Source organism: Streptomyces sp. NPDC004134 (genome assembly GCF_042874195.1).
In the GTDB taxonomy this organism is placed as follows: Bacteria; Actinomycetota; Actinomycetes; order Streptomycetales; family Streptomycetaceae; genus Streptomyces.
In genome coordinates, this window is record NZ_JBIAMS010000011.1 from 95,943 (window position 1) to 111,366 (window position 15,424).

General features: G+C 73.9%; 13 protein-coding genes. 4 read left to right on the forward strand and 9 right to left on the reverse strand.

Translation table 11 applies throughout. From position 1 onward, the window contains the following. Nucleotides 1–4 precede the first annotated feature (4 nt). The 3 genes from ACFYVJ_RS16295 to ACFYVJ_RS16305 all read right to left on the reverse strand — a co-directional run bounded on the left by ACFYVJ_RS16295 (nucleotide 5) and on the right by ACFYVJ_RS16305 (nucleotide 3,189). On the reverse strand, nucleotides 5–712 hold the full coding sequence (locus ACFYVJ_RS16295; protein ID WP_388891586.1) for a response regulator: 708 nt from the start codon (nucleotides 710–712) through the stop codon (nucleotides 5–7). A 32-nt stretch (nucleotides 713–744) separates the two neighbouring features. Beyond that, entirely contained in the window at nucleotides 745–2,301 is a 1,557-nt protein-coding gene (locus ACFYVJ_RS16300; protein WP_388891589.1) for a histidine kinase, read from the reverse strand. Nucleotides 2,302–2,418: 117 nt separating this feature from the next. Beyond that, nucleotides 2,419–3,189, reverse strand: coding sequence for a hypothetical protein (locus ACFYVJ_RS16305; RefSeq protein WP_388891592.1), 771 nt, complete (start codon nucleotides 3,187–3,189; stop codon nucleotides 2,419–2,421). Between the two features lie 172 nt (nucleotides 3,190–3,361). Between ACFYVJ_RS16305 and gcl the strand changes: the two genes are divergently transcribed. Continuing rightward, entirely contained in the window at nucleotides 3,362–5,140 is a 1,779-nt protein-coding gene (gcl, locus tag ACFYVJ_RS16310) for a glyoxylate carboligase (protein WP_388891595.1), read from the forward strand. Nucleotides 5,141–5,308: 168 nt separating this feature from the next. On the opposite strand, the gene ACFYVJ_RS16315 is transcribed toward gcl, so the two are convergent. From ACFYVJ_RS16315 to ACFYVJ_RS16335, 5 genes are all read right to left on the reverse strand, one after another. Next, on the reverse strand, nucleotides 5,309–6,223 hold the full coding sequence (locus tag ACFYVJ_RS16315; RefSeq protein WP_388891598.1) for a 2-hydroxy-3-oxopropionate reductase: 915 nt from the start codon (nucleotides 6,221–6,223) through the stop codon (nucleotides 5,309–5,311). Between the two features lie 67 nt (nucleotides 6,224–6,290). Further along, nucleotides 6,291–7,112: a TIM barrel protein gene (locus tag ACFYVJ_RS16320; protein ID WP_388891600.1), complete on the reverse strand. Its 822-nt coding sequence runs from the start codon at nucleotides 7,110–7,112 to the stop codon at nucleotides 6,291–6,293. A gap of 90 nt (nucleotides 7,113–7,202) precedes the next feature. Beyond that, nucleotides 7,203–7,811 (reverse strand): D-Ala-D-Ala dipeptidase VanX, encoded by a 609-nt coding sequence (vanX, locus tag ACFYVJ_RS16325; protein ID WP_388891602.1) that lies wholly within the window; start codon nucleotides 7,809–7,811, stop codon nucleotides 7,203–7,205. Next, the gene (vanA-Sc, locus tag ACFYVJ_RS16330) at nucleotides 7,808–8,848 is read right to left on the reverse strand and encodes a D-alanine--(R)-lactate ligase VanA-Sc (protein WP_388891605.1); all 1,041 of its coding nucleotides are present in this window, start codon (nucleotides 8,846–8,848) and stop codon (nucleotides 7,808–7,810) included. The genes vanX and vanA-Sc overlap by 4 nt, the downstream gene beginning before the upstream one ends. Beyond that, nucleotides 8,841–9,833, reverse strand: coding sequence for an NAD(P)-dependent oxidoreductase (locus ACFYVJ_RS16335; RefSeq protein ID WP_388891607.1), 993 nt, complete (start codon nucleotides 9,831–9,833; stop codon nucleotides 8,841–8,843). The genes vanA-Sc and ACFYVJ_RS16335 overlap by 8 nt, the downstream gene beginning before the upstream one ends. A 232-nt stretch (nucleotides 9,834–10,065) precedes the next feature. Between ACFYVJ_RS16335 and murF the strand changes: the two genes are divergently transcribed. Then, the gene (gene murF / locus ACFYVJ_RS16340) at nucleotides 10,066–11,409 is read left to right on the forward strand and encodes a UDP-N-acetylmuramoyl-tripeptide--D-alanyl-D-alanine ligase (RefSeq protein ID WP_388891826.1); all 1,344 of its coding nucleotides are present in this window, start codon (nucleotides 10,066–10,068) and stop codon (nucleotides 11,407–11,409) included. Nucleotides 11,410–11,517: 108 nt separating this feature from the next. On the opposite strand, the gene ACFYVJ_RS16345 is transcribed toward murF, so the two are convergent. Continuing rightward, entirely contained in the window at nucleotides 11,518–12,717 is a 1,200-nt protein-coding gene (locus tag ACFYVJ_RS16345) for a lipid II:glycine glycyltransferase FemX (protein WP_388891610.1), read from the reverse strand. Nucleotides 12,718–12,949: 232 nt separating this feature from the next. Between ACFYVJ_RS16345 and ACFYVJ_RS16350 the strand changes: the two genes are divergently transcribed. Further along, nucleotides 12,950–14,044, forward strand: coding sequence for a sensor histidine kinase (locus ACFYVJ_RS16350; RefSeq protein ID WP_388891829.1), 1,095 nt, complete (start codon nucleotides 12,950–12,952; stop codon nucleotides 14,042–14,044). A 119-nt stretch (nucleotides 14,045–14,163) separates the two neighbouring features. After that, entirely contained in the window at nucleotides 14,164–15,411 is a 1,248-nt protein-coding gene (locus ACFYVJ_RS16355) for a sensor histidine kinase (RefSeq protein ID WP_388891613.1), read from the forward strand. Nucleotides 15,412–15,424: the final 13 nt, after the last annotated feature.

Sequence of the window (15,424 nt, forward strand, 5' to 3'; positions counted from 1 at the left end):
CCGCTCAGGATTCCCTTGCGTCGTGGACGAGAAGGGCGATCTGGACACGGTTGTTGAGGTCGAGCTTGGTGAGGATGCGCGAGACGTGGGTCTTCACGGTCGGCACGCTCATGTACAGCTCGGCGGCGATCTCCGCGTTCGACCGGCCGCGGCCGACCGCCACGGCGACCTCCCGCTCGCGCTCGCCGAGCGCGGCGAGACGGCGGCGGGCGTGCTCCTCGGCGCGTGCGGGTCCCTCGGTGCCGGCGCCGGAGACCTGGGCGATGAGCTGCTGGAGCACCGCGGGCGACAGCGCGGGCTCGCCGGCGGCGACCTTGCGTACGGCCGCGACGATCTCCCGGGGCGGGGTGTCCTTGAGCACGAATCCCGCGGCGCCCGCGCGCAGGGCCCGCAGCACGTGCTCGTCGGTGTGGAACGTCGTCAGCACCAGCACCTCCGGCGGCTCCGCGCGCCGTCGCAGTGCCTCGGTGGCGGCGAGGCCGTCGAGGTGCGGCATACGGATGTCCATGAGCACGACGTCGGGCGCGTGCGCGGCCACGAGCGCCGGGACCTCGCCGCCGTCCGCGGCCTCGCCCACGACGTCGATGTCGCCCGCCCCGCCGAGCATCAGCCGCAGCCCGGCCCGGACGAGGGGGTCGTCGTCGACGAGGAGGACGGCGATACGGGCAGCGGGATCCGCGGAGTCCGCGGGATCGGCGGTCTGGTCGGGCACGCGCCCACCCTAGCGGCGCGGGCCGACGGGGCTCATTCCGTACGGGACGGGCGGCCCCACGGGAGCCAGGCGCGCAGGTGGAAGCCGTCGCCGTCGGCCGTGTGCACCAGCCGCCCGCCGGCCAGCGCGGCCCGCTCGGCCAGCCCGATGAGGCCCTGCCCGGCCCCGGGGATGGGGCCGGCCGCGGCGCCGTGCACGGCGCCGCCGGGCCCGGGCACGACCGGCTTCGCCGCGCGGGCGGGCCCGGGGTGCACGACGGCGGCGGAGCCGTGGCTGCGCCTGGCCGCCGGGTACGGGCCCGCCGCAGTCCGGACGCGAGGGGAAGGACCGGTATCGCCGTCGACGGCGCGGTGCCCGGCCCCGGCGTGGCGGGGCACCGCGGCGGCGGGCCGGCCGCCGCCGCGCGGGCCCGCGCTCTGCCCGTTCGCACCTGCCCGGCCGCCGGAGGCGGCACCCGCGCCCGCCCCCCTCGGACGTCCGGCCGCCCGCAGCGCCGCGCCCGGTTCCGCCTCCGCCTCCCTGCCCGCCTCCCTGCCTGTCTCCCCGGCCGCGCCCGGCAGCGGGTTGCTCACCTCAACCGTCAGGCCCTTCTCCGGGCTGCCCGTCAGCGTCACGGTCACCTTCGTGCCCGCCGCGTGCTTGCGGGCGTTCGTCAGGCCCTCCTGCACGATGCGGTACGCCGTGCGCCCCGTCGCCGCCGGGACCGCCTCCGGAGCGGCGACGTCCGGTTCGTACGCGATGCGCATGCCCGCCCCGCCGGCCTCCGCCACCAGCCGGTCCACGTCCCCGAGCGTCGGCTGCGGACGCCCGGCGCCCGCGCCCGAGTCGGCCGGTGCGCGCAGCACGCCGATCACGTCCCGCAGGTCCTGCAGTGCCTCGTGCGCGCTGTCGCGGATCACGCCCGCCGCGCGGGCGACCTCCGCCGGCGGGGCGCCCGGGTGGAACTCCAGCGCCCCCGCGTGCACGCTCAGCAGCGACAGCCGGTGCGCCAGCACGTCGTGCATCTCCCGCGCGATCTCCTCCCGGGCCCGCCGCTGCGCCTGCTCCGCGCGCAGCGCCGCGTCGGCCTCCGCCTGCTCGGCGCGCTCGCGCAGCGAGGCGACGAGCTGCCGGCGGGAGCGCCGGTAGAGGCCCCAGACCACGGCCGCCGTGACCAGCGAGAAGTACGCCACTCCCGCGCCGGTCCGCGGGTCCTGCGGGTCCGGGACGCTGGCGAGGAAGCCCACGAGCCGGGCGCAGACGAGGGCCGCGATCCAGCCGGTGGCGCGCAGCGGGCGGTGCGCCGCGACGGTGAAGACCGCCACCAGCGTCGGGCCGATGAAGAAGTGGCCGAAGGAGTCGGCGACGAGCAGCGCCACCGCCAGCGGCACCGGCCAGCGGCGCCGCAGCAGCAGCGCCAGGCAGGCCACCCCGGCGGCCAGGGCCTCGGCGAAGAGCACGTTCTCCGAGGCGCGGGCGCCGTCCTCCGGCAGCGCGGAGTCGGCGGACAGGAGCGAGAAGGCCCCGGCGAAGAGGACGAGGCCGGCGTCGGCGAGCCGGTCCCGCCGGGTGCTGCCGGCGGCGCGGGTCTCGGAGGCGGTACGGGGCATACCGGCCAATCTACGGTCGTCCGCCCGCCTCGGCGCCCCCCGAGGACCGCACCGAGACCTTCGTACGACCGCGGCGGCCCGCCCGCATACTTTGGTCGCCGCCCCCGGACCGCCCCGTCAGCCGCGCCGGGCGGCGCCCGTGCGGATCAGCTCGTCCCCCGGGTCGTTGACCGGCTGCGGGGTGCCCGTGAGGTCCATCACGTACAGCGGCAGCCGCAGCTCGTCGGCCCGGGTACGGGCCTCGCGGGTGTAGCCGGCGAGGGAGAAGAAGACGGCGAGCGCCGAGGAGTTCAGCCCGCTGAGCCACACGCACTCGACGTGCCGCAGCGCCGTGGGCGTCGTCGTCGGGTCGACGTGGGCGACCACGCCCGCGCCGCGCACGTCGACGCCGGAGGCGGGCCGGTCCTCGTTCTTCACCAGGTCCGTGAAGCCCAGCCAGCGCAGGTACTGCGCCGCGGCCGTCACCGCGTCGCCGGTGTTGCGGATGGTCACGGGGCGGAACGCGGGCCGCCGCGGCGCCGCCGGCCGGGGCGGAACGCCGGCCGGGGCCGGCGCGGGCGGTGCGGCCGCCGGTGCGGGCGGGACCGGCGGCACCGGCGGGGCGGCGGGCCGGGGGCGGCGGGACTGCGCCGGGGCCACCGGCAGCCGTACCACCGCGCCGCAGTCGCACGACAGCTCCGGCCGCGGCCACTCGTCGCGCCGGTCGCAGACGGGACAGCGCACCGTCACCCACGAGTCCTGCCACGTGCGGTGCTTGAGCTCCACCGGCACCCCGCCGCGCAGCAGCGGCAGCGTCAGCGGGGCGCCGCAGGCGCAGGGGAACGTGCTCGGGGTGTACGCGTGCTCGCGCCGGCAGGCCGGGCAGCGCACCGGCACGCTCTCTGGCATGGGAAGTGCTCCTGGTTCTGGGCCCCGTGGTGGGTTCCGCCCTCCAGCATCCCTTACGCATCGGGCTCTTGACGCCGACTTGACCCGCTTCTAGATTGCTTCCATATAGCAGAACTCAAATTCCGTAATACGGAAAAGCTCAGGGAAGAAGCAGGTGCACGCGATGCCTCGTATGACAGCCGCGCGCGCGGCGGTGGAGATCCTCAAGAAGGAAGGCGTCCAGGTCGCGTTCGGCGTCCCGGGAGCGGCGATCAACCCGTTCTACGCGGCCCTCAGGGCGGCCGGCGGCATCGGCCACGTGCTCGCGCGGCACGTCGAGGGCGCCTCGCACATGGCCGAGGGCTACACCCGCGCCCGGGCGGGCGGCATCGGCGTGTGCATCGGCACCTCGGGCCCCGCCGGCACCGACATGATCACCGGGCTGTACTCGGCGATCGGCGACTCCATCCCGATCCTGTGCATCACGGGACAGGCGCCGACGCCCGTGCTGCACAAGGAGGACTTCCAGGCCGTCGACATCGCGGCGATCGCCGCCCCCGTCACCAAGAAGGCCACCACCGTGCTCCAGGCCGCGCAGGTGCCCGGCGTCTTCCAGCAGGCGTTCCACCTGATGCGCTCCGGCCGCCCCGGGCCCGTGCTCGTCGACCTGCCCACCGATGTCCAGCTCACCGAGATCGAGTTCGACCCGGACACGTACGAGCCGCTGCCCGTGTACCGGCCCGCCGCCACCCGGGCGCAGGCGGAGAAGGCCGTCGCGATGCTGTGCGCCGCCGAGCGCCCGCTGATCGTCGCCGGCGGCGGCGTCATCGGCGCCGACGCCTGCGCGGAGCTGGTGGAGTTCGCGGAGCTGACCGGCACCCCCGTCGTACCGACCCTGATGGGCTGGGGCGCCCTCCCCGACGACCATCCGCTCAACGCCGGCATGGTGGGGCTGCAGACCTCCCACCGGTACGGCAACGAGAACTTCCTCGCCGCCGACTTCGTCCTCGGCATCGGCAACCGCTGGGCCAACCGCCACACCGGCTACCGGCTCGACGTCTACACCGAGGGCCGCACCTTCGTCCACGTCGACGTCGAACCCACCCAGATCGGCCGGATCTTCGCCCCCGACTACGGCATCGCCTCCGACGCCGGCGCCGCGCTGCGGCAGTTCACCGAGGTCGCCCGCGAACGGAGCGCCGCCGGCCGGCTGCCGGACCGCGCCGCGTGGGCCGCGGCCACCCAGGAGCGCCGGGCCCGGCTCCAGCGCCGTACCCACTTCGACGACGTGCCGATGAAGCCGCAGCGGGTCTACGAGGAGATGAACAAGGCGTTCGGCCCCGGCACGCGCTACGTCACCGCCATCGGCCTCTCCCAGATCGCCGGCGCCCAGATGCTCCACGTCTACCGGCCGCGGCACTGGATCAACTGCGGCCAGGCAGGGCCGCTCGGCTGGACCGTGCCCGCCGCCCTCGGCGTCGCCACCGCAGAACCGGAGGCGCTGGTCGTCGGGCTCTCCGGGGACTACGACTTCCAGTTCCTGGTGGAGGAGCTGGCGGTCGGCGCCCAGCACCGCATCCCGTACGTGCAGGTGCTCGTCAACAACTCGTATCTCGGCCTGATCCGGCAGGCCCAGTTGGGCCTGGACATGAACTTCCAGGTCAACCTGGAGTTCGAGAACGTCAACTCGCCTGAGCTGGGCGGCTACGGCGTCGACCACGTCAAGGTCGCCGAGGGGCTGGGCTGCAAGGCGATCCGGGTCACCGAGCCGGGCGAACTGGGCGCCGCGTTCGCCCATGCGCGCAAGCTGGCGGCGGAGCACCGGGTGCCGGTGGTGGTGGAGGCGATCCTGGAGCGGATCACCAACATCTCCATGAGCACCACGGCGGACATCAGCGACGTCCGCGAGTGGGAGGACCTGGCCACCGAGCCGTGGCACGCCCCCACGTCGATCCTGCCGCTGAAGAGCTGACGGCGGCCACCCGCGAGCGGACGGCCCTCGCCCCGGACGGGGGGCGAGGGCCGTCCTCTGCCTTCTGTCTCTGCCGTGTGCGCCTTCCGGCTGCGGCTGCGGCTGCGGCTGTGCCTGCGACTGCGTCTACGGCTGTGCCTGCGACTTCGTCCTCGTACGGGGTCCGCGTCAGACCTCGCCGCCGGAGAGGCGCTCCACCCCGCGCAGCAGCGCGGAGTGGTCGAGGCCGCCGTCGCCCTGCGCGCGCAGCGCGGCGACGAGCTGGGCGACGACCGCGCCGACCGGCAGCGCGGCGCCGACGTTCCGGGCGGCGTCCGTGACGATGCCCATGTCCTTGTGGTGCAGGTCGATGCGGAAGCCGGGCCGGAAGTCGCGGCCCAGGAAGTTGTCCTTCTTGCGGGCCAGCACGGTGGAGCCGGCCAGGCCGCCGCCGAGGACGTCGAGCGCGGCCGCCAGGTCCACGCCGGACTTCTCCAGGAAGACCACGGCCTCGGCGCACGCCTGGATGTTGACCGCGACGATCAACTGGTTGGCGGCCTTGACCGTCTGGCCCGCGCCGTGCGGCCCGCAGTGCACGATCGTCCGGCCCAGCGCCTCGAAGACCGGCCCGGCCCGCTCGAAGTCGGCCTGCTCGCCGCCGACCATGATGGACAGCACCGCCTCGACCGCCCCGGCCTCGCCGCCGGAGACGGGGGCGTCGAGCACCCGGATCCCGCGCTCGGCGGCGTTCTTCGCCAGGTCCACGGAGGTCTGCGGGGTGATCGAGGACATGTCGACGAGCAGCGCGCCGCTCCGGGCGTGTGCCAGGATCCCGTCCGGCCCGTACGCGACGGCCTCCACCTGCGGCGAGGCGGGGACCATCGTGATGATCACGTCCGCGTCCGCGACGGCCTCGGCGATCGAACCCGCGACCGTGCCGCCGGCCTTGGCCAGCCGGTCGAGCTTGTCCTGCTCCAGGGTGTAGCCGGTGACCCGGTAGCCCGCCGCGATCAGGTTCTCGGACATGGGGGAGCCCATGATGCCGAGGCCGATCCAGGCGATCGCGGGCAGACCGGCCCCGGGGGCCGCGGAGTTGGTGGTCATGGGGTGGTGCCTTTCTGCTCTGGCCGCGAGCGCGGGGGTACGGGACGCGCGGGCGGCGGGCGGCGGGTCAGCGGGGGAGCCAGCCGAAGGACTCGGCGCTCGGCCGGTCGCCCGGCTTGTACTCCAGGCCCACGTGTCCGTCGTACCCGGCGGCGGTGAGCCGGTCCAGCAGCGCGGCCAGCGGCAGGGCGCCGGTGCCGGGGGCGCCGCGGCCGGGGTCGTCGGCGATCTGGACGTGCCCGGTGCGCCCGGTGTGGGCGTCGATGACCTGCTCCAGGTCCGCGCCGTTCCTCGACAGGTGGTAGAGGTCCATCAGGAAGCGGGCGTTGCCCAGGCCCGAGGCGGCGTCGACCTTGTCGGCCACCGCGACCGCCGCGGCCGCGTCGAGCAGCGGGTAGTGCGGGGACTCGGGCTCGTTCAGCGCCTCGATCAGCAGGACGGCGCCGGCCCGGTCGGCCGCGCGGGCGGCGAGCACCAGGTTCTCCAGCGCGAGCAGATCCTGCTCGGCGGCTGTGACGCCCTCGACGCGGTTGCCGTAGAGGGCGTTGAGCGCGGTGCACCCGGTGGCGGCGGCGAAGCCGGCGGCCACGTCGACGTTCGCGCGGAACCGCTCGGACTCCGCGCCGGGCACGGAGAGCGCGCCGCGGTCGGGGCCCGGCAGCCGGCCGGCGTAGAAGTTGAGTCCGGTCAGCCGGGTGCCTGCCGAGTCGAGCGCGGCGCGCAGGGCGTCCAGCTCCGCCTGTTCCGGGACGGGCGCGTCGGGCCAGGGCCACCACAGCTCGACGGCGTCGAAACCGGCCGCGGCGGCCGCGGCCGGGCGTTCGAGCAGCGGAAGCTCGGTGAACAGGAGCGAGAGGTTCACTGTGAAGCGCTGATCGCCGAAGCCCATGAGGGTCCGCACTCCTTCCGCATCTCGGAAGTATCCTTCTGAATAACGGAAACTCTGCCGGTTCGGTGCGAGCACTGTCAAGGCGGCGGCCTACGCGAGGGGAAAGTCGAAGTAGGTGTCCGGATAGGGCTCGTCGTTCAGGGTGTAGTGCCACCACTCGCACGCGTAGGAGCTGAAGCCGCACGTCTCCATGAGGGAACGGAGCCTGGCACGGTTTCCCGCCTCGCGTTCCGTGATCCCCGGTGCGCCGTGGTGCGAGCGGGGATCCATCAGGTCGTGGTCGCCGCCCATGGGGGCGAGTTCACCGGTGCCGAGATGGAAGAGAGTGAGGTCGACGGTGCTGCCCCGGCTGTGGCCCGACCGGGCGGCGACGTAGCCCCGCTCGAACATCTCGGCCCGCCCGATGTTCGGGTAGTGCCGCTGCTTGGTGCGTCCGTCCTCGGGCTCTGCCGACCAGCGCAGGAAGCGGTCCACGGCCCGCTGCGGACGGTAGCCGTCCCAGAGCAGCAGGCCGAAGCCGCGGGCCGCCGCCTTCTCCCGCACCCTGCCCAGGGCCGCGCCCAGGGCCCTGGTGCCGGCGATGCGGTTGACCAGGTATCCGTCCACCGGCCTCCCGGTGAAGTTGTCCCAGGTGGCGTACTTGGCATCCCATCGCAGCCCGGGTACCAGCTCGTCCAGGAACGCGAAATCGTCGTTCACCGCGCATGTCCCGTCAGGGCAAGGGAGATCAGGCGGTCGGTCACCTGGGAGAGCGGCAGCCCCGCGGCCGCCATCATCCTCGGGTACCGGCTGTAGGAGGTCATGCCGGGAAGGGTGTTGACCTCGTTGAGGACCACCTCTCCCTCGTTCGTGAGGAACAGGTCGACGCGCGCCAGCCCCCTGCATCCCAGGGCGCGGTACACGGCCTTCGCGGTGTCCCGGACGAGCGCGCGCGATTCCGCCGGGATGTCCGCGGGCACGACGGGCGTGGAGTTCTCGGAACCGCTCTCCGGATCCGCCTCCTGGTGGATCTTGAAGAAGCCGTGCGACAGCGCGATCCGGTCCACCTCGCCCGCGATCAGATCCAGGTCGTTGCCCAGGATCGCGCACCCCACCTCGCTGCCGGCCACCGCCTCCTCGATCAGCACCTTCGCGTCGTACTGCCGTGCCGTCTTCACCGCACTCGGCAGCTCCGCGGGCCCGGACACCTTGCTGACGCCGAAGGACGAGCCGGACCGGGCCGGTTTGACGAAGACGGGATACGTCAGCCGGCCGGGGTCGACGGCGTCGTCCGCCGTGACCGTCCAGAACTTCGGCGTGGCGATTCCCGCGCTCGCGACGACGCGATAGGCGAGCGATTTGTCCATGCACACGGCGGAGCTCTGGACGTCACAGCCGACGTAGGGGATGCCGGTGAGTTCCAGCAGACCCTGGATCGCGCCGTCCTCGCCGAGCCTGCCGTGCAGCACGGGCAGGACGACGTCCAGGCCGATCGTGCCGTATCGTCCCTGCTCCAGCACGAGGAGTCCGCCCACGCCGCGGTCGGGTGACAGCAGCGCCGGCCGGCAATTGCCCTTCTCCCAGTCCTGGCCGGGTCCTTCGCAGAGCTTCCAGGCGCCGCTCTGTGTGATCCCGACGTAGAACGGCTGGTACTTTTCGAGATCGAGGCTCCGGGCGACCTGCTGCGCGGATTTCACGGAGACGGGGTGCTCCTCCGAGCTGCCGCCGAAGACGATTCCGACCTTGATCTTAGCCACGCTGATTCCTGCTTTCGAAGGCAAGGCAATTGGTGAGGGAATTCTCGACCGTGTCGCTCAGGGCGTGGTCGGTGTAGTAGGCGGTGTGCGGGCTGATGAGCACGTTCGGAAGTTCCTGGAGCCGCGGCAACGGACCGGTGGCGACGGGTTCTTCTCTGCGGTCGGCATAGAAGATTCCTTCCTCGCCTTCCACGACGTCCAGCGCGGCACCGCCCAGCCTGCCGTCCTCCAACGCGGACAACAGGGCCCCGGTTTCCAGCAGTGACCCGCGTCCGGTGTTGACGATGACGGCACCGTGCTTCATCACCTTGATGCGCCGGTGGTCGAGGAGATGGTGGGTATCCGGGGTGAGCGGTGTATGCAGCGTCACCAGGTCGCTCAGCCGCAGCAGTTCGTCGAGCGGAACGTAGTCCGCGGCGGTGCCGGCACGGGTGTCATGGGCGAGGATCCGGCAGCCGAAGCCCCGCAGCCGGTCGATGACCGCCGTACCGATGCGCCCCGTCCCGACGACCCCGACGGTCAGATCGCGCAGTTCCCTCCCGCGCACCTCATGCAGCCTGTAGTCGTGGGCATCGGTACGGCGGATGGTGGACTTCGCGTGCCGCACCGCCATCAGCATGAGCATGAGGGTGTAGTCGGCCACGCTGTCGGGCGAATAGGCGACGTTCTCCACGGAGATGCCGACGCTCTCCGCATACTCGACATCGATGTGGTTGCATCCGATGCTTCTGGTCGAGACGTAGGCGACGCCGGCCCGGCTGAGCGCACGAAGAAGGGAACCGGTGACGCGGGTCTTGTGGTCGACGCTGATGCACCGGTTTCCGCGGGCGAGTGCTGCGTTGGCCTCCGAGAGCGCCGCCGCGGTGAGGGTCGGCACCACGCCCAGGCGCGGCGCCAGCTCCCGGACCAGCATTTCCTCGTCGCGCCCGCAGCCGTAGAACGTGATACCCGCCGTGGCGACGGCCGGCGGTTCGCTGTAGGTCATGCCTGCAGTCAAAGAGACCGGGTGTTGCCGGGGCGTATCCTCTTTCCCATATCCCGGCGATATGTTACTGGTTGGTGTCGGCCGGGGCATATCGTCGGCATATCGAAATCCGCATACGCGCCCGCAACACCGTGCTTCCTTGACTGGACGCGTGACCCACAGCGAACGAGCCTCTTCCTATCTCTATCTCTCCGGCCTCGCTCCCGCTGCCCGGCTTCCGCGTCGCGCGGGTATCGTCCCGCTCGGCCTCCGCGAGATCGCCGCGGTCGTCGGCGGGACGATCGAGGGCGACGGTGCCGTGACGGTGACCGCCCCGGCCGTGCTCGACGGGCGGCAGGCCGAGCCGGGCGGCCTCTTCGTCGCCGTCGCCGGGGAGCGTGTCGACGGCCATGACTACGCCGGGCAGGCCGGCCGGGCCGGTGTGGTGGCCGTGCTCGGTTCCCGGCCGACGCCGCTGCCCACCGTCGTCGTCGAGGACGTCCAGGCGGCGCTGCAGCGGCTGGCCGCCCACGTCGTGGCCCGGCTGCGCCGCGGGCTGACCGTCTTCGGGCTGACCGGCTCTCAGGGCAAGACCGGCACCAAGGACCTGCTGGCGGCCGTGCTGTCCGGCACCGCGCCGACGACCGCCACGATCGGCTCGCTCAACAACGAGCTGGGGGTGCCGCTGACCATGCTCCGCGCCGACCTCGGCACCCGCTTCCTCGTGCTGGAGATGGGCGCCCGCCGCATCGGCGACATCGCCGCGCTCACCGGCCTGGTCGCCCCCGACGTCGCCGTCGTCCTCAACGTCGGCCAGGCGCACCTCGGCGAGTTCGGCTCGCGCGGGGCCATCGCCACGGCCAAGGGCGAGCTGGTGCAGGGGCTCGCGCCCGGCGGCACGGCCGTCCTCAACGCCGACGACCCGCGGGTCGTCGCGATGCGCGCGCTCACCGACGGCCCCGTGCTCACCTTCGGCCGGGCGGAGCACGCCGACGTGCGGGTGGTCGACCTGTCGCTGGACGCGTACGGCCGGCCGTCCTTCACCATGCGGACCGCCGCTGCCTCGGCGCGCGTCACGCTGCCGCTCGTGGGCGCCCACCAGGCGCTGAACGCGTCCGCTGCCGCGGCGGCGGGACTGGCGGCCGGCGTCCCCCTCGACGTGGCCGCGCAGGGGCTGGCCACCGCGTCGTTGTCGAAGTGGCGCATGGAACTGCGCGAACTCCCCGGCGGCGTGACGCTGCTGAACGACTCGTACAACGCCAACCCCGACTCCGTCCGCGCGGCCCTGGACGCGCTGTCGGCGATCGAGGGCGGGCGCCGCGTCGCCGTCCTCGGCGAGATGCTGGAGCTGGGCGAGGAGAGCCGGGCCGCGCACCGGGCCGTCGGCGCGTACGCCGCTTCCCGGGCCGACCTGGTGCTCGCGGTCGGCGAGGCCGCCCGGCCGATCGCCGACGGCGCGGGGGAGCGGGCGGTGGCGCTGGCCGGCAACGACGCCGCCGTCGACTGGCTGCGCGGCAACCTCATCGCCGGTGACGTGGTGCTCGTCAAGGCGTCCCGCGGGGCGGGACTCGACGAGGTCGCCGCCGCGCTCGCGTAGCGGGTGGGGCGAGCCGGGAGATCCGTGCCGCCCCGCCGCCGTACGGACGCCCCGGTCACGGCGGGCCGGCGGCCGGATCCGGGCCCGGGCCCGGGAGTCGGCCGTGGCTCACGCCCGCCCCCGCCGCCTGCGGGACTCGCGCCGCTTCAGATAGAGGTCGAAGGCCCGGTAGACCATCGGCCGCAGCGGCAGATCCCACTCGCCGACGTACCGTACGGCCTGACCGCCGGTGCCGGCCTTGAACTGGACCAGCCCGATGTGCGGGTCGTCCGCGTCCAGGGTCGGGGTGATGCCGCGCAGGTCGTAGACGTCGCAGCCGGCCGCCAGCGAGTCGCGGATCATCGCCCACTGGCAGGCGTTGGAGCCGCGCACGTCGCGGTGCCGGGTGGAGGAGGCGCCGTAGGCGTACACCGCGTGGGCGCCGACGCGGACCAGGACCGCGGCGGCGACCAGGTCGCCCCGGTGCCGGGCCAGATAGAGCCTGATGCGCTCGGGGTCCTCGGCGCTCAGCGCGGCGAACATGGTCGTGAAGTAGCCCGCCGGCCGCGGTGTGAAGCGGTCCCGCTCGGCGGTGTGGGCGTACAGGTCGTGGAACGCCGCGAGGTCCTCGGGCCCCTCGCCGGCCGTGACCTCGACGCCCGCCTTGGCCGCCTTCTTGATGTTGCGGCGCCAGAGCTGGTTCATGCCCGCGAGCAGGTCGTCCTCGGTCCTGCCGGCCAGCGGGATCTCGAACTTGAACTGCGGATGCCCGGTCCCGAAGCCGTCCTCGGGGCTCTGCGGCAGCCAGCCGGCGTCCCGGAGCCGGCCGGCCACGCGGGTGCCGACCGGGTCGGCCCACTGCCCGGACACGTCGGTGAGGCGCTTGACGCCCGGGTCGGCGATGCCCTCCTTGACCTGGTCCGCGTTCCAGGTGGCGGTACGCACCGGAGGGCCGAGCCGGATCGCGAACGCGCCGTCCGCCTTGAGCCGGGCGGCCAGCGGGTCGAGCCACGCGCCGATCTCGCCGGTCCAGTCCACGGCCGGGCCCTCGGGCAGGTAGGCCAGCGTGAAACGGTCGAGCCGCGGCACCGGCCGGTGCAGGACGAGCCCGGCGCCGACCAGCTCCCGGCCGGCGTACCAGCCCAGGGACTCGCTGCGCCACTCGGTCTTGACGCGGCCCCACGCCGGGGTCTGCAGGAAGCTGGCCGACCGCTGCCGCCGTACGAACGCCAGGTGCTCGGCGGCGGTGATCGGCCGGACGGTCAGGCTCGGGCCCGGGACTCCCGGCCCTTGTCGGTGCGCGGTTCGGCCCGGCTCGCTGGAGGACATGCGGCCAGCCAAGACGGCCCGGTGTTGCCCGCACGTATGGGGTTTTCGATACGCCGGCGACATGTTCGGGCAGGTAGGGTCACGGGTCCGCCGGCCGGACGCGGGCGGTTTTCCATATCCGGACGATATGCCCCGACTCCTAGCATGAGTGCCATGCACGTTCTGACAGCCGAGGGCCGGCCCGGTCCGGCAGCGGGTGCGGCACCCGGCGCCGGACGGGAGAGGCGTGGCCGTGACTAGGCGGCCGGGGCTGAGCGTCCGCGTCAAACTCACCCTCAGCTACGCCGGGTTCCTCATGCTCGCGGGTGCCCTGCTGCTCGCCGCCATCGGACTGTTCCTCGTGCGGGAGGGGTGGCTGCAGACCAACGCGGAGGGGGCCTGGAGGGCGACCCCGGGCACCACCTTCGTACGCGGCTTCGCCCCCACCGCCGCCGCGGTCATGGTGTTCCTCCTGGGGTTCGGCCTCCTGGGCGGATGGATCCTCGCCGGCCGCATGCTCGCGCCGCTGACGCGCATCACCGACGCCACCCGCATGGCCACGAACGGATCGCTCTCCCACCGGATCCGGCTGCCGGGCCGCAGGGACGAGTTCCGCGAACTCGCCGACGACTTCGACACGATGCTCGCCCGGCTCGAAGCCCACGTGGCCGAGCAGCGGAGATTCGCGGCCAACGCCTCCCACGAGCTGCGTACGCCGCTCGCGATCTCGAAGTCTCTCCTCGACGTGGCCCACAACGATCCGACGCACGAGCCCGGCAGACTCGTCGACCGGCTGCGTACCGTCAACGCCCGCGCGATCGACCTCACCGAGGCGCTGCTCCTGCTCAGCCGGGCCGAGCAGCGGTCCTTCACCCGGGAGCACGTCGACCTGTCCCTGCTCGCGGAAGAGGCCACCGAGGCGCTGCTCCCCCTCGCCGAGAAGCGCGGTGTCACCCTCGAGACCTCCGGCGACATCGCCCCGGCGCTCGGGTCCCCGGCGCTCCTGCTGCAGTTGACCACGAACCTCGTGCACAACGCGATCGTCCACAATCTGCCCGCAGGGGGAGTGGTCCGGGTGCACACGCGCGTCCACCCCACCGGTGCGGTGCTCACCGTCGAGAACACCGGCGAGCACATCTCCCCGGAGCTGGCCCCGACGCTCACCGAACGGTTCCAGCGCGGCACCGAGCGCGTCCACGGCGACCGCGCGGGCGTCGGCCTCGGCCTGGCCATCGTCGAGACCCTCACCCACGCGCACGACGGAACGCTCACCCTCACCCCGCGCGCCGCCGGCGGGCTCCGGGTCACGGTGGAACTGCCGCCGGCAGCCCCGTACTCCCGCACCTGACGCACCCGGAGTCTCCGGGCCCCCGGATGTCACCGACCGTGCCGCCGTGCCTATCGTGCGTGAGGATGACCTACTCGGGAAGGAGGCGCATGGCACCCCGTGCCCTCTATGGTCCTCCCGTGCAGAGCGACGGAAGCGACGGCGGCACAGCCCGGCACCACCGACCGCGGCGGCGCGGCCGGGTGGTGCCGCCGGACCTGCTCGCCGCCGCCGGCTTCGCGGGGCTGACGGTGCTCACCGCGCTCGCGCCGCTGCCCGTACGCTCCCACCCGCCCGGCTGGCTCGTCGCCGCCGTCGCCGCGGCCACCGCCGTCGCGCCCGCGCTGCGCCGCTTATACCCGCTGCCCGCCTGCTGCGTGAGCCTGGCCGTCGCGGTGGCGGCGTGGCCGCTGGGCTGGGGGGCGGCAGGGTTCGCCGCCGTCGCGTACACGCTCTACCCGGTGGCGCTCACCCAGCCGCGCCGCGACGTGGCCGTGCGCGTCGTGGCCGCCGTGCTCGCCGCCGGGCCGCTGTGCCTGGCTGCCGCCGGGCTCTTCGGCGACGTACCCGTCCACCCCCAGACGCTCGGCTTCGCCGTGCTGCTGCCCGCCGGCGCCTGGGCCGCCGGGCGCGTGGTACGGGACCGGCGGCTGGCCGCCGCCCGCGCCGCGGAGGAGCTGGCGCTGCGCGCCGTCGCCAGTGAACGGCTGCGCGTGGCCCGCGAACTGCACGACGTCGTGACGCACAGCATCGGGCTCATCGCCGTCAGGGCGTCGGTGGCCAACCACGTGGCCGCCGAGCGCCCCGCCGAGGTCGTCGAGTCGCTGCGGGACATCGAGGCCATCAGCCGCGAGGCGCTGGCCGAACTCCGCAGCATGCTGCGGCTGCTGCGCGTCGACACAGGCGCCCCCGCCGACCCCCGCCCGGGCCCGCGCAACCTGGACCCGCGCAACCTGGACCCGACGCCGGGCGTCGGGGGACTCGGCGCGCTCGCCGACCGGGTGCGCGCCGCGGGCGTCGCGGTGGAGCTGACGACCCGCGGGCTCGACGACGTGCCCGCGGGCGTGGGCCTGTCGGTCTACCGCATCGCGCAGGAGTCGCTGACCAACGTGGTCAAGCACGCCGGGGTGGCGACCTGCCGCGTCGACGTCGAGGCCGACGGCAAGGACGTACGGATCGAGGTGACCGACGACGGCCGCGCCGCACACGACCGGGAGGCGCGGCCCGACGGCGGCCACGGGCTCGTCGGCATGCGCGAACGCGCCGCCATGTACGGCGGCGTGCTCGACGCGGGCCCGACGGCCGCCGGCGGCTACCGGGTGGTGGCCCGGCTGCCGTACGAGCCGGCGCCGGGAACCGGAGTCCGGTTGGGCGTGCCGGGACCCTGAGCCCGGGGAACGG